The 14,093-nt window shown below is 57.9% G+C and carries 16 protein-coding genes and 1 pseudogene; 3 read left to right on the forward strand and 14 right to left on the reverse strand.

What is annotated here, in order from left to right:
* The 5 genes from MYY08_RS01625 to MYY08_RS01645 all read right to left on the reverse strand — a co-directional run.
* A partial coding sequence (locus MYY08_RS01625) for a transketolase family protein (protein ID WP_288012702.1) occupies positions 1–942 on the reverse strand: 942 nt, incomplete at its 3' end.
* Positions 935–1,765 (reverse strand): transketolase, encoded by an 831-nt coding sequence (locus MYY08_RS01630; RefSeq protein WP_038625054.1) that lies wholly within the window; start codon positions 1,763–1,765, stop codon positions 935–937. The genes MYY08_RS01630 and MYY08_RS01625, both read right to left, overlap by 8 nt.
* Positions 1,762–3,153, reverse strand: coding sequence for a PTS ascorbate transporter subunit IIC (locus tag MYY08_RS01635; RefSeq protein WP_103790970.1), 1,392 nt, complete (start codon positions 3,151–3,153; stop codon positions 1,762–1,764). The genes MYY08_RS01630 and MYY08_RS01635 overlap by 4 nt, the downstream gene beginning before the upstream one ends.
* An 84-nt stretch (positions 3,154–3,237) precedes the next feature.
* Positions 3,238–3,510 (reverse strand): PTS sugar transporter subunit IIB, encoded by a 273-nt coding sequence (locus MYY08_RS01640; protein WP_038625050.1) that lies wholly within the window; start codon positions 3,508–3,510, stop codon positions 3,238–3,240.
* An 80-nt stretch (positions 3,511–3,590) separates the two neighbouring features.
* Complete coding sequence (locus tag MYY08_RS01645; protein WP_038625048.1) at positions 3,591–4,034, reverse strand: PTS sugar transporter subunit IIA; 444 nt, start codon at positions 4,032–4,034, stop codon at positions 3,591–3,593.
* Positions 4,035–4,268: 234 nt separating this feature from the next.
* On the opposite strand from MYY08_RS01645, the gene MYY08_RS01650 reads away from it, so the two are divergent.
* Positions 4,269–5,288, forward strand: coding sequence for a LacI family DNA-binding transcriptional regulator (locus MYY08_RS01650; protein ID WP_038625046.1), 1,020 nt, complete (start codon positions 4,269–4,271; stop codon positions 5,286–5,288).
* Between the two features lie 4 nt (positions 5,289–5,292).
* Here MYY08_RS01650 and yfcD read toward each other — a convergent pair whose 3' ends face one another.
* Positions 5,293–5,847, reverse strand: coding sequence for an NUDIX hydrolase YfcD (yfcD, locus tag MYY08_RS01655; RefSeq protein ID WP_038625044.1), 555 nt, complete (start codon positions 5,845–5,847; stop codon positions 5,293–5,295).
* Between the two features lie 122 nt (positions 5,848–5,969).
* Positions 5,970–6,611, reverse strand: coding sequence for a glutathione transferase (yfcF, locus tag MYY08_RS01660; protein WP_038625042.1), 642 nt, complete (start codon positions 6,609–6,611; stop codon positions 5,970–5,972).
* A 178-nt stretch (positions 6,612–6,789) separates the two neighbouring features.
* Here yfcF and MYY08_RS01665 point away from each other — a divergent pair, with 178 nt between their 5' ends.
* Positions 6,790–7,680, forward strand: coding sequence for a TIGR01777 family oxidoreductase (locus tag MYY08_RS01665; protein ID WP_038625040.1), 891 nt, complete (start codon positions 6,790–6,792; stop codon positions 7,678–7,680).
* Positions 7,681–7,719: 39 nt separating this feature from the next.
* On the opposite strand, the gene hisP is transcribed toward MYY08_RS01665, so the two are convergent.
* From hisP to MYY08_RS01695, 6 genes are all read right to left on the reverse strand, one after another.
* Positions 7,720–8,493, reverse strand: coding sequence for a histidine ABC transporter ATP-binding protein HisP (gene hisP, locus MYY08_RS01670; RefSeq protein ID WP_038625038.1), 774 nt, complete (start codon positions 8,491–8,493; stop codon positions 7,720–7,722).
* A gap of 8 nt (positions 8,494–8,501) precedes the next feature.
* Entirely contained in the window at positions 8,502–9,218 is a 717-nt protein-coding gene (locus tag MYY08_RS01675) for an ABC transporter permease (RefSeq protein ID WP_038625037.1), read from the reverse strand.
* Positions 9,215–9,901 carry a histidine ABC transporter permease HisQ gene (locus MYY08_RS01680; RefSeq protein WP_038625036.1) on the reverse strand — a complete coding sequence of 229 codons (687 nt, stop codon included), beginning with the start codon at positions 9,899–9,901 and terminating at the stop codon, positions 9,215–9,217. Before MYY08_RS01680 ends, MYY08_RS01675 begins: the two co-directional genes overlap by 4 nt.
* Positions 9,902–9,985: 84 nt before the next feature.
* On the reverse strand, positions 9,986–10,762 hold the full coding sequence (locus MYY08_RS01685; RefSeq protein WP_038625035.1) for a lysine/arginine/ornithine ABC transporter substrate-binding protein: 777 nt from the start codon (positions 10,760–10,762) through the stop codon (positions 9,986–9,988).
* A gap of 273 nt (positions 10,763–11,035) precedes the next feature.
* Positions 11,036–11,605, reverse strand: coding sequence for a UbiX family flavin prenyltransferase (locus MYY08_RS01690; protein ID WP_038625034.1), 570 nt, complete (start codon positions 11,603–11,605; stop codon positions 11,036–11,038).
* 110 nt (positions 11,606–11,715) lie between these two features.
* A complete protein-coding gene (locus MYY08_RS01695) occupies positions 11,716–12,603 on the reverse strand; it encodes a LysR family transcriptional regulator (protein ID WP_288012715.1) in 888 nt (295 codons plus the stop codon).
* A gap of 97 nt (positions 12,604–12,700) precedes the next feature.
* On the opposite strand from MYY08_RS01695, the gene MYY08_RS01700 reads away from it, so the two are divergent.
* Positions 12,701–13,684: an aldo/keto reductase gene (locus MYY08_RS01700; RefSeq protein ID WP_038625033.1), complete on the forward strand. Its 984-nt coding sequence runs from the start codon at positions 12,701–12,703 to the stop codon at positions 13,682–13,684.
* Between the two features lie 106 nt (positions 13,685–13,790).
* Here the strand turns inward: MYY08_RS01700 and MYY08_RS01705 are convergent.
* Positions 13,791–13,892, reverse strand: a pseudogene (locus MYY08_RS01705) (amidophosphoribosyltransferase); the annotation flags it as partial.
* Positions 13,893–14,093 lie beyond the last annotated feature (201 nt).

Below are 14,093 nucleotides of genomic sequence, written 5' to 3' on the forward strand. Positions count from 1 at the left end.
GCGCGCCGCCGCTACAATATTGTGCGCCGTCAGGCCATACTCCTTTTGCAGAAAATCCTGCGTGCCGACCTGACCGTAGCGCTCCTTCACCCCCACGCGGCGCATCGGCACCGGACAGGTTTCCACCAGCACCTCCGCCACCGCCGATCCCAGCCCGTTATGAATGCTGTGGTTTTCGCAGGTCACGATGCGTCCGGTTTTTGCAGCGTATTTTTCAATTAGCGCACGGTCGACAGGCTTCAGGGTAAACATATCGATCACCGCCGCGCTGATGCCTTCCCGTTCCAGCTGGCGTGCCGCTTCCAGCGCTTCCGCCACCATAATGCCGTTGGCGATTAGCGTCATATCCTCACCATCGCGCAGCACGTTTCCTTTGCCAATGGTAAAGGTAGAGCCAGGCGCATAGATGCTCGCTGCCTGCTTCCGAATGGTGCGTACCCAATAAAAACCGTCGAGATCGATAAGCTGGCGTAAAAGATCATCGAACATGACCGCGTCGGTTACCTCCAGCACGACCGAATGCGCCAGCCCGCGCACGATGCCCATATCTTCGAACGACATATGGGTACCGCCGTTATGGCAGGCGGTAACGCCCGCGTCGGAAGCGATCACCTTAACGTTGTTGCGCTGATAATCGAGCGCCATAAACAGTTGATCGAAGCAGCGGCGGCTGGCGAAGGCGGTAAAGGTATGCACAAACGGCCTGCGTCCGGTCAGCGCCAGCCCGGCGGCGGTGCCGATGACGTTGGCCTCCATAATGCCGCAGTTAATCACATGCTGCGGATAGTCGCGCGCTACGCCGTCCATCGCCATGGAACTCATCAGATCGGCCTCCAGCGCGATAATCGGGCTTCCCGCCTCAATCTGCCGCGCCACGAAACTGGCGTACACCTTGCGCATCTCCGTCGCGTCTTTTTTCCCCGCCGGTGCGAGCTTAATCATGTGCGGCCTCCAGTTGGCGAATAGCTTCGTTAAGCGCCTGTCTTATCTCATCGGTCAGACGCAGGTGGTGAGAGTTGTTTAACTGCTCCAGATACGGCACGCCCTGCCCTTTCACGCTGTCAAGGATCACCACGCGCGGCCTGGCGTCTGCGGGCAACACCGGCTGCGCCGCCGCCAGCAGCCCGGCAATGTCGTCGCCCTTGACGGTGACGGCCTCAAAACCAAAGGCGCGAAATTTTTGCTCCAGGTTGAAGGCGCAGATAATTTCGTCCAGCTCGCCGTCAAGCTGCTGTTTGTTCCAGTCAACGAAGATCGTCAGGTTATTCAGGCGGTGATGGGCGATAAACTGAAACGCCTCCCAGCACTGTCCCTCGTTAAGCTCACCGTCGCCGACGATGCAGAATACCCGGTTTGGCCGCCCTGCCAGCCGGTGCGACAGCGCCATGCCGCCTGCGATGGAAATCCCCTGTCCCAGCGAGCCGGTCGTGGCATCCACGCCGCGGGTTTTCAGCCGATCCGGGTGGCTTGGCAGACGAGTGCCGTTCTGGTTTAGTGTGTTCAGTTCTTCAAACGGGAAATAGCCTTTGATTGCCAGCGTACTGTAGAGCGCTGGCCCCGCGTGGCCTTTCGACAGTACGAAGTAATCGCGCTCCGGCCAGTCCGGGTCCGCCGGATCGATTTTCATTACGGCGCCATACAGCACCGCCAGCGTTTCCACCACCGACATGCTGCCGCCATAATGTCCGAAGCCAAGCTGCGTCAGCGTTTTAAGGGTGGCGAGGCGAATATCGCGCGCCAGTCGGGTAAGCTCTGGTAAATTCATGATTTGGCTCCGGTGTTTTCCTGCGCGCGACTGGCCGCAGATCTGTTTTTCGCGAAAATGTTGTACGCCACCAGCAGCGCGAACAACGCAATAACCAGCCCGGTAATGGCCAGCGGCGACAGGTAGCGCGCCAGATTGCCCAGCACAATGCCGATAACGCCGAAATCAGCGTCGGAGAAGGTCGTGTTGGCGAAGCCAATCGCGCCCAGCACCGGCAGCAGCAGCACCGGCAGGAAGGTAATCAGCAGGCCGTTGGCGAAAGCGCCGATCATCGCCCCGCGCCGTCCGCCGGTGGCGTTGCCGAATACGCCTGCGGTGGCGCCGGTAAAGAAGTGCGGCACCACGCCGGGCAGGATCAACACCAGCTTCATCTGCCCCAGCAGGAACAACCCCACCAGTCCGCCTAGGAAGCTGAACAGAAAGCCGATCAGCACCGCGTTCGGGGCATAGGGATAGACCACCGGACAGTCCAGCGCCGGACGTGCATTTGGCACCAGCTTTTCCGAAAAGCCGGTAAAGGCGGGCACGATTTCCGCCAGAATCAGACGCACACCCTGCAAGATGATAAACACGCCCGCCGCGAAGGTGATGGCCATGATGATGGCGTACACCAGATAGTGCTGGCCGCTGCTGAAGGCGCTTTCGACATATTCGCGTCCAGCGCTGACCGCCATAATCAGATAGATAATCATCATGGTCAGGGAGATGGAAATAGAGCTGTCGCGCAGGAAGCTGAGATTTTTCGGCAGATTCATCTCTTCTGTCGATCGCGAGCCTTTGCCGCACAGACTGCCAATCCAGCCTGCAAGCACGTAACCCAGCGTGCCGAAGTGGCCGAAGGCAATATCATCCGTCCCGGTGATGCGCTTCATATAGCGCTGCGCCAGCGCCGGGAAGAAGGCCATCACCAGGCCTAAGATCAACGAGCCGGTAAACACCAGGCTTACGCCGTCAAATCCGGCGACGGAGAGAATCACGCCGATCATGCAGGCCATATAAAAGGTGTGATGCCCGGTCAGAAAGATATATTTCAGGCGCGTAAAGCGGGCAACGATAATATTCGCCACCATGCCGAACGCCATAATCAGCGCGGTGGAGGCGCCATATTTTTCCAGCGCTATCGAGACAATGGCTTCGTTGTTAGGAATGATCCCCTGAATATTAAAGGCGTGTTCAAACATGCCGCCAAGCGGATTTAACGATCCCACCAGCACCGTCGCGCCGCCGCCTAATACAATAAAGCCGAGAATAGTTTTAATGGTGCCTTTCACCACATCTGAAAAAGCTTTTTTCTGGGCGACCAGGCCAATTAACGCAATTAAGCCGACCAGCACCGAGGGCACTTTAAGAATATCAACAATGAAATTTAGCGTTTCAAGGATAAACATATCCACCTCGCCACAGACGCGTCACAAGTCTGCTGTCTGACGGCGCGCTCTACGGCCGCCTGGGTGCAGCAGACATGACGTGAGTTATTGTTTGTCGAACCAGGCGCGCAGTTGCGTTTCCAGTTCATGGATGTCGATGATGTTGTTGATCACCACCAGCTGACTTGTCGGCACGCTGGCGCTGGCGGCGATATCCTTCGCCATCACAAACAAGTCCGCCGCGCCGGGCACTGCCGAAGAGAGATCGGAATGTTCGACCTCCGCCTCGATCTCAAGCTTTTTAAGCACCTTTTTAATATTCATCTCAACCATAAAACTGCTGCCCAGGCCGGAACCGCAAATAGCCATAATTTTCATTGCCATCACCTTTTTTAGATACAGTGCGTCCGCATCACGCTGGCGCGTAATGTGCCGAAAAACAGGTTTGCGAAATTAAATCAGAAGCGTTCGATAATCTTTTTAATCTCCTCTAACGTTCTTGCCTGGCGTAACTGCTGCATATCCTCATCGCTGGAAAATAACGCCGCCAGCGCAGAGATCATGTCGATATGGCTGTGCTTATCGGGCGCGGCGAGCATCACGATAATATCCACCGGGTCGAACTCATCGGCGCCGAACGCTACGCCGCGCTCCAGCTTGAGCAGCGTCAGCCCTAACCCTTTCGCCCCTTCTTCTGGCCGCGCATGGGGCATAGCCAGCCCCGGCGCCAGCACGTAATAGGGTCCCAGTCTGCGATGCTGTTCGACAATTGCCGTCACATAGTCAGGCGTGATAACGCCCGATGCCAGCAGCGGTCCGGCGCAGAGCTCCAGCGCCTGCGGCCATTCCTCCACGCTGTCGCGCAGCATGATGGTGGTATCATTCAGCCATTCTTTAAGCACTTTTCTCTCCTGCCCTGTCGTCAAGGTGCACAAACTTTATGCAAGAAAGCCGCGGTTAACCGTGATCTCAATTGCAAAGATAGCGCTACCAAAACGCCGAGATGTGGAATTGTGATAGCGCTATCAAATTTCAATCATGGCGTGAATTCACAGAAAAAAAAGGGAGTTAGGGCGTATACTCCCTGTCTTGTAAAGCAAAGGAAGACAATCAGCGTCTGGTCAGCAGGAAAGTGTATGTCCCTAACCCGAAAACGACGTAGTACCGGTAAAGTCACGCTTGCCGATGTCGCGCAGCTTGCCGGTGTAGGCACGATGACCGTCTCCCGTGCGTTGCGCACGCCTGAACAGGTTTCCGATAAGCTGCGGGAAAAAATCGAGGCGGCGGTACAGGAGCTGGGCTATATGCCCAACCTTGCCGCCAGCGCGCTGGCGTCGGCCTCATCGTGGACCATCGCGATGGTGGTGCCGAACCTCGCCGAAGCGGGCTGTTCTGAAATGTTCGCTGGTCTTCAGCAGGTTTTGCAGCCCGCCGGTTACCAGATCATGCTGGCGGAATCGCAACATCGCATGGAACAGGAAGAGAAATTGCTGGAAACGCTGCTGGCCTCCAATATCGCCGCCGCCATTCTGCTCAGCGTTGACCACAGCGACACTGTGCGTCACTGGCTGCAAAACGCTTCGATTCCAGTGATGGAGATAGGCGCGGTGCGCGCCGATCCTATTGATATGAATATTGGCATCGACAACGTCGCCGCCATGTATGAACTCACCGAAATGCTTATCCAGCGCGGCTATGAGAATATCGGGCTTCTCTGCGCCAATCAAGAGCAGTGGATTTTTCAGCAGCATTTGCAAGGCTGGTATAAGGCGATGCTACGCCATCATCTGTCGCCTAACCGGGTGATCAACGCCGCGTTACCGCCTGGTTTCTCTACCGGCGCGTCGCAGCTGCCGGAATTTTTGCTGGCATGGCCGGAACTGGATGCGCTGGTCTGCGTGTCTGACGAACTGGCCTGCGGCGCGCTGTATGAATGTCAGCGCAGACGAATTAAGGTGCCGGACGATCTGGCGGTGGTGGGATTCGGCGACAGCGACGTCAGCCGGGTGTGTCAGCCGCCGTTAACCACAATGGCGGTGCCGCACCGTAAAATCGGCATTGAGGCTGGTCGCGCGCTGCTGGCGCGTCTGAATGACGGAGACTGGCGCGATCGCAAGCCGATCGCCTCCAGCCTCTGTTTGCGGGACAGCTGCTGAGACGTTATTCCGTCTCCTCCGGCTTTTTCTGCTTTGCCGGTTCGTTATTGGCGTTGCGGCTCATCCACAGCGACAGCGCCTTAAGCGAATCGGGCGTGAACTCGTCGCAGCGGGCGGTGATCTCCTCCGGCGTCAGCCAGAATACCTCATCCACCTCTTCCGGCTGCATGGCGAACGGGCCGTGCGACACACAGCTGAACAGCGCGCCCCAGACGCGGCAATGCTCATCTTCAAAGTAGAACTGGCCATGCTCGGCGAACGGCACGGCGGCAATGCCCAGCTCCTCTTCCGCTTCCCGTCGCGCGGAGTCCAGAATTGCCTCCCCGCTCTGCACCACGCCGCCTGCGGTGGCATCCAGCATGCCCGGCAGGAAATCTTTACTTTCGGTACGGCGCTGCACCAGAATTTTACCCATGCCGTCATGCACTACGATGTAGGTAGCGCGATGACGCAAACGTTGTGCCCGCATCTGGGCACGGCTGGACTGAGCGATAACCTCGTTATCTTCGCTAACGATGTCTACCCATTCAGTACCGGCATCCTGACTATGCTCCACCATCAGTAATCCTTTTCGTTCTGGCGCGAATTGCGCGATGAAATGCCACAGGTTTCGCGTTACGTTGACGCAAACCGCCATAAGTTAAAGACTTCATGAGCCAGACGCAATACAGAAGTCGTCAGTTACCTTTTTTTGCCTGATTCGCCCAGCCAGAGCTGGACAGAGGCGCGCTGCCACTGAAACCAGGCGTATTCCGCCAGGCTGTCAGGCAGCGCATCGCCGTGTAGGGCAAGACGATTGAGCATGACCGCCAAATCGGTGTCGGCTATCGACCATTCTCCAAACAGATTCTGTTGGCCTCCGCTCAGCAGACGCTGGGCGCCTTCAATCAGTTTAGCGGCGCTGTGACGGGCGTCTTCCGTCAGCGGCGAATATTTTTTTCCGGCGAACAATACCTCGGTGGGACGCTGCTGTCTGAGCGGCAGAAAGTCGCTGCGCAGCCAGGCCTGTAGCTCGCGCGCCCGCGCCCGTTTCTCTCTGTCGTGGGGATAAAGGCGCTCATAATCGGGCGCCGGAAAGCGTTCTTCCAGATATTCCGTAATCGCCGACGACTCGCTCAGCCGCATCTCATCCACCGCTAACAACGGCACGCGGCGAGTCAGCGAGAGCGCCGCGTACGCTTCCGTCTGCTGCTGCCGTTGCGCGAGATCGACCGGCCGCAGCGTAAACGGCAGCCCTTTTTCACGCAGCGCGACATAAACGGACATCGCATAAGGGCTGTAAAAATCAGCGTCTGTCCACAGCGTTATCTTGGGCCAGGGCATAGTGTCGATTCTCCTGCAAAGGTAGTCGTCGTTTGGGAAGGCGATAAGTGCCATCGCCGCCGCTCTCTGTTTAGCGGAAATTATCAGGATTAGCCATTGCGCCCGTTGATAATATCACCATTAATGAGGTTCTCTTCTATGCTGAATAAAGAGTAATAACACAGACATAGGGTTGCGCATGCAAATTCTGATTACCGGCGGCACCGGCCTGATTGGTCGTCATCTGGTGACGCGCCTGCTGGCGCGCGGCGATCGCGTCAGCGTGGTGTCGCGCAACGTCGAAGCGGCGCGCGACCTGCTTGGTTCAGAGGTCAGCATCTGGTCCGGTCTCGATCAGCAGCACGATTTAAACGGCATCGACGCGGTGATCAACCTTGCCGGCGAGCCGATTGCGGCGAAGCGCTGGACGCCGCAGCACAAACAGCTGCTGTGCGAAAGCCGCTGGCAAATGACCGAGCGAATCGCCTCGCTGATTAACGCCAGCAGCGAACCGCCCGCGGTGTTGATTTCCGGCTCGGCGACCGGCTACTACGGCGACAGCGGCGAAGCGGTGCTGACGGAAGAAGACGACGGTCACGATGAATTCACCCACCAGCTGTGCCAGCGCTGGGAAACGCTGGCGCTGGCCGCCGCCAGCGATCGCACCCGCGTATGCCTGCTGCGCACCGGCGTGGTGCTGGCAAAAGAAGGCGGCGCGCTGGCGCAGATGAAAAAGCCTTTTATGCTGGGCGTCGGCGGCCCGCTCGGCAACGGCCGACAATATATGCCCTGGATACATATTGAAGATATGCTGGGCGGCATTCTCTGGCTGCTGGATCACAACCTGAGCGGCCCATTTAATATGGTTTCGCCCTATGCGGTGCGCAATGAACAATTCGCCGCCACATTAGGAAAAGTGATGCGGCGTCCGTCGCTGGTGCGCACGCCCGCCACGGCAATCAAGCTGCTGATGGGCGAATCGGCGGTGCTGGTGCTGGGCGGCCAGCATGTGCTGCCCAAACGCCTGGAGGCGTCGGGCTTTCACTTCCGCTGGTACGATCTGCCAACCGCGCTGGCCAACGTGGTGTAGCGCGCGGCAGACAGAAAATCCTGTGCGGCTACGGCGCGCTTACTTCAGCGCGCCGGATAAAAATTGTTGCAGGCGCGCGCTTTTCGGTTGCAGGAACAGCGCCTCCGGCGGCCCCTCCTCTTCGATTTTCCCCTGATGCAGGAAAATCACATGGCTGGAGACGTGGCGGGCGAACTCCATCTCATGCGTTACCACCACCATGGTTTTGCCCTCTTCCGCCAGCTTCTGCATGATGCGCAGCACTTCGCCCACCAGTTCAGGATCGAGCGCCGAGGTTGGTTCATCAAACAGCAGCACGTCCGGCTCCATCGCCAGCGCGCGAGCGATGGAGACGCGCTGCTGTTGTCCGCCCGACAGGTGAACCGGATACTTCACGCTGGCGCGCTCGTCGATGCCCACCTTATTGAGATAGCGCAGCGCCCGTTCGCGCGCCTCAGCCTTGCTCAGCCCCAGCACCTGAATCGGCGCCTCCATTACGTTCTCCAGCACCGTCATATGGCTCCAGAGGTTAAAGTGCTGAAACACCATGGTCAGCCGCGTGCGCAGCAGACGCAGCTGCTCTTTATCCGCCACCTTCAGCTGGCCATCTTTATCACGCACCAGGCTAATCGCCTGATTATTTACTGCTATCGTTCCTTCGCTGGGTTTTTCAAGAAAGTTAATGCAGCGCAGGAAGGTGCTTTTGCCGGAGCCGGACGATCCGATAATGGTAATCACATCGCCAGCGTTCGCCCGTAGCGAAACGCCTTTCAGCACCTCATGTTCGCCATAACGCTTATGCAGCTCGGTTACGTTCAGTTTATTTTCAGCCATAGTGGTACTCAGTGCGACGAGGAAGGTTTGATATGCGCCAGCCAGCGTGCTTCCGCCTTACGGAACAGGCTAATCAACACATAAGAGATAATTAAATAGAGCAGCGCCGCGATGCCGAAAGCGGTAAACGGCTGATAGGTCGCCGCGTTGATATCACGCGCGATCTTCAGCAGATCCGGTACCGTGGCGGTAAACGCCAGCGCCGTCGAATGCAGCATCAAAATGACTTCGTTGCTGTAGGCGGGCAGCGCGATGCGCAGCGCCGCAGGCAGAATAATGCAGCGATAAAGCTTAAAGGTGGAAAAACCGTAGGCGCGCGCCGCCTCGATTTCGCCGTGCGGCACCGCGCGGATCGCCCCGGCGAAGATCTCCGTGGTATAAGCGCAGGTGTTGAGCGTAAACGCCAGCAGCGTACAGTTCAGACCACTGCGAAAAAAGGCGCTCAGCAGCTCCGATCCCTTCACCACCTCCAGCGTATACATACCGGAATAGATGATCAGCAGCTGCACGTAGAGCGGCGTGCCGCGAAACACCCAGGTAAACAGCCAGACCGGTGCGCTGATGGCGCGAATCGACGACACGCGGGCGATCGCCAGCACTATCGCCAGACAGCCGCCCACCGCCACGGAGAGAATCAGCAGCCACAGCGTGATCGCCACGCCGGTAAAGCGGTAGCCGTCGGTCCAGAGCAGCGCTTTCCAGTATTCATGAATGATGTCGATCATAGCTCGGCCTTTTTCACCCCAACAGAGTAGCGACGCTCCAGCCACCACAGCACGCCGCTCGACAGCGTGGTGAACAGCAGATAGATGATGCCAGCCACCACGGCGAACCAGAACGGCTGCCAGGTGCTTTTACCGGCCAGCTGAGTGGCTTTCACCACATCCTCCAGCCCAAGCAGCGAAACCAGCGCCGTCGCCTTCAGCACCACCTGCCAGTTATTGCCGATGCCCGGCAGGGCGAAACGCATCATGGCGGGGAACAGAATACGGCGGAACACCTGCGAGCCGGTAAAGCCGAAGGCGGTAGCCGCCTCGATCTGCCCTTTCGGCACCGCCATAAAGGCGCCGCGGAAGGTTTCGGTGAAGTAGGCGCCGTAGATAAAGCCGAGGGTGATAATGCCCGCCACCATCGGATCGATATCGAACTGCGCGATGCCCAGCGCCTCGGTGATCTGGTTCAGGACGATCTGCAGACCGTAAAAAATCAGCAGCATCAGCACCAGATCCGGCACGCCGCGAATCAGGGTGGTATAGGCTTCCGACAGCAGCGCCAGCGGACGGTAACGGGAGAGCCGGGCGCCTGCGCCCAGCAGGCCGAGGATGACCGCGAGCAGCACGGAACTGAGCGCCAGCTCCAGCGTCACCAGCGCCCCGCGAAAGATAACTTCAGAATAGCCATACAGCATGCATGAAATCCTGGCGTGACAAGACAGACAAAACGCCGCCCCGTGCTAAGGGGCGGCGATATAACGCACAGCGAATATTAAGGCTTAATCGCCATAGACGTTAAAATTGAAATATTTTTTCGCAATGCGGTCGTAGGTGCCATCTTTGCGCATCTCGGCGAAGGCTTTATCGATGGCTGCTTTCAGTTCGCTATCTTCCTTACGCAGCCCGATACCGGTGCCGACCCCGAAGATCTTGTCATCTTTTACCGCCGGACCGGCGAAGGCGTAATCTTTACCGACCGGCTGCTTCAGGAAGCCTTCGCTCGCCTGCACTTCATCCTGGAAAGCGGCGTCGATACGTCCCGCGCTCAGATCCTGATAAACCAGATCCTGGTTGGCGTAAGGAGTTACGGTGACGCCTTTCGGGCGCCAGTATTGGTTAGCGTAAGTTTCCTGGGTCGTGCCCTGCAACAGGCCGATATTTTTCCCGCGCAGCGATTCCGGCGTCGGCTCCAGTTTAGAGCCTTTCGGCGCCACTAAACGCGCGTTGGCCGCGTAGAGTTTTTCTGAGAAGGCGATCTCCTGCTGGCGTTTTTCCGTGATCGAGAGCGAAGAGATAATAAAATCGATTTTTTTCGCCTTCAGCGAAGGGATCAGCGCATCGAAATCGCTCTCTACATAGGTGCACTGCGCGGCGATGCGCTTACAGATTTCGTTCGCCAAATCGATATCGAAGCCCACCAGCTGGCCCTGAGCATTTTTCGATTCAAACGGCGGATAGGTTGGATCATTGCCGATGCGTAGCGTTTTCGGTACCGCAGCGCTGGCGACGCTGGAGAAAGCCAGCAGCAAAGAGAGAGCCAGAACTCGCTTTTTCATGGTTTATCCTCAAGTGAAGAGCTTATTGTTATGTGATGCGTGACAGGTTTGCGTTCAGGAAATTGCACTTTTCATGCCAGATTGGGCAGCGGCGACGTAACGGGCTCAGAGCCTGAACGTGGGCCGTTAAACTGGCGTAAGCAGCTCGTTTGTGAAGGAAATATAGCAGGCTTGATAAGAGGAAAAAGCGATATTGTTACGTTTTGGTGCATGCGATGCACGAATAGTGATCCATGCCGGATTAATGCACCAAAACGGGACAGTTAATGTGACTTACGCACCCTGCCAGCGCGTAAAGAGATCGTTCGGCAGAGTAATATCAAACTGATCCAACACCCGGTTCAGCGTCTGATCGACAATTTCCATAATCGACTGCGGGCGGTGGTAAAAGGCGGGCACCGGCGGCATCACGATGGCGCCCAGCTCGGCGGCGGTTGTCATCAGGCGCAGATGGCCAAGATGCAGCGGCGTTTCGCGCACGCACAGCACCAGCCGACGGCGCTCTTTTAACACCACGTCAGCAGCGCGCGTCAGCAGCCCGTCGCTGTAGCTGTTGACGATGCCGGAAAGGGTTTTCATCGAACAGGGCAGAATCGCCATCCCGGCGGTATGAAACGAACCGGACGAGATGCTGGCGGCGATATCGCGTACATCATGCACCACGTCCGCAAAACCCTGCACTTCGCGCAGCGTATAATCCGTTTCCAGCGCCAGCGTCTGGCGCGCGGCGTTACTCATCACCAGGTGCGTTTCAATCTCCGGCAGCGGTTGTAGCAGCTGCAGCATCCGTATGCCATAAATCACGCCACTGGCGCCGGAGATGCCGACGATCACTCTTTTCATGGTAAAGCCTTTATTATCCGTGGAAGGGTAATTTTGAACGTCCGGGCCAGAGATTACAACCACGCGCCGTGTCGCTCCGCCGCCGCCCCGTCAGCGGCATGCGCAGCGGGCTACGTCTCGCCCCTGAGCGCCGTCGCCTGGACGGTGAACAGTTCGATAAGGTGATCCGCCACTACCCTTACCCGCCGCGAATGCGCGAGATCGGCCTGCATGACCAGCCAGATCGGTTGATCGACGCCCAGCCCGCTCATCAGACAGCGCAGTCCCGCCTGCCGCGCCAGAAAATGGGGCAGCACTGCCAGCCCCGCTCCCGCTGACGCCGCCGCAAGCTGCGCTGACAGCGTATTGGTTTCCAGCCGACAGGGACGGCCACGCAGAATGCGCTGCACCCATTTCGCCGCCGGTAAATGATGATGCGTTTCCGCCCAGCCAATAAAATCGTCATCGACAAACGGCGCGCTGACACGGCGGGCGGAGAGATAGTCCGCCGAGCCGTAAAGCCCAAAACCCAGCGTGCCCAGCCGCTTTATCGTCAGGTTGCCCGCTTCGGGGCGCACCATTCTGACCGCCAGATCGGCGTCGCGCCGATGGAGGTTCACCGTATCCAGCCCGCTCACCACCTCAACCCGCAGCGCCGGATGTTGAGCAAACAGCGCGCCAAGCGAGGGCACGATCAGCGGGTTGGCGAGGTTTTCCGCCGTCGCCAGGCGTACCCGTCCCGTCACGCCGCTTTCCGCGCCCGACGTATCGCCAAAGGCCAGTCCCGCCTGCTCCAGCCGCTCGGCGCGCTCCAGCAGCGCTTCGCCATCGTCCGTCAGGCGATAGCCGGTTTGATGGCGTGTAAACAGCGGCACGCCGAGCGCGCCTTCAAGCCGATCCAGACGCCGCGACAGCGTGGCGATGCCGATTTTCAACGATTCCGCCGCGCCGCTCAGGGTGCCGCAACGCGCCACCGCAAGAAAAATGCGTGCGTCATCCCAGTGAACGAATGATGACATTGGATTTTTCAAAAATGGAAAATGGGGTTCCGATTCTAGCGCTACTTTCCGTATACGGAAAAGAACATACTGCGTTCAACATTACGGAGGGCTAACAATGCAACAACGAACGCTGACACACGATCTCCAGGTTTCCGCGCTGGGTTTGGGCTGTATGGGAATGAGCGAGTTTTATGGGCCGCGCGACGACGACGCTTCTCTGCTGGCGCTGGATCATGCGCTGGCAAGCGGCATTAACTTTTTCGATACCGCCGATATGTACGGCCCTTACCATAATGAGGAGCTGCTGGGTCATTTTCTCAGGACGCGTAAGCCGTCCGTTAAGATTGCCACCAAGTTCGGCATCGTGCGCCAACCGGGCGAGTATCGCCGCGGTATCGATAACAGCGCCGACTATGCGCGCCGCAGCTGCGAAGACTCTCTGCGGCGGCTGGGCGTAGAGCAGATCGATCTCTATTATGTTCACCGCATCGACGCCGCAAGGCCAATCGAGGAGACGATGGAGACGCTGGCGCAGCTGGTGCGTAACGGGAAAATCGCCCATGTCGGCCTGTGCGAAGTCAGCGCGGCGACCCTGAAGCGCGCCCATGCGGTGCATCCGGTAGCAGCAGTGCAGACCGAATATTCGCTCTGGACGCGCGAGGTGGAACAGGCGGTGCTGCCTACCTGCCGCGAGTTGGGTATTGGCCTGGTGGCTTACTCTCCGCTGGGACGTGGCTTTCTGACAGGTCGCTTCCAGCAGTCGGCCACCTTCGCGCCCGGCGATTTTCGCGCCAGCCTGCCGCGCTTTCAGGAAGATAACCTGACCCACAATCGTCTGCTGATGGATGAGATCGCCGCGCTGGCGGCGGAAAAAGGCTGCACGTCGGCGCAGGTCACCCTCGCCTGGCTTCTGGCGCAGGGCAACGATATCGTCCCAATCCCCGGCACCTGCAATCCTGTTCATCTGCGGGAAAACTGTGACGCGCTGGCGATAATGCTGACGCCGCAGGAAGAAATCCGCCTGCGTCAGGCGGCAGAGAGGCTGCCCGCCGCCGGAGCGCGCTATACAGCCGAAGGCATGAAAGGGCTTGATGCATGATGTGATAAGCAGCGCAACATTTGCGCTGCTCGTTGACGAAAGGACGCCGGCACGCCCCTATGACAGGTTTGCGTCGGCAGAGGGGGCTCCGAATCCCACCGAAGCATTACCCTTCGTTATGCATTTCGAGGCTTTCTACCTCGTTCTGCCGCGCCATCGCTTTCGCGTCGTCGTTGCGCAGCGACTGCAAATACCCCAGGTATTGCTGGCTTTTAACTGCTCAACCTCGCCATAAAATTACTGTTAATGCTAAAAATCCAGCCTGGACAAAGATAACCCCCTTTGTTTAGTCTCATATCTTCCGTCTACTGAAAATAAACAGCTTTCATTTTCTAAAATACTAAAACCTTCATTTCCACATTCAAAATAAATCCCGATACTCCCATCCTCAATCTCTTCCATTTTATAT

Origin of the sequence: Mixta sp. (assembly GCF_024610815.1) — a bacterium.
In the GTDB taxonomy this organism is placed as follows: domain Bacteria; phylum Pseudomonadota; class Gammaproteobacteria; order Enterobacterales; family Enterobacteriaceae; genus Mixta; species Mixta calida.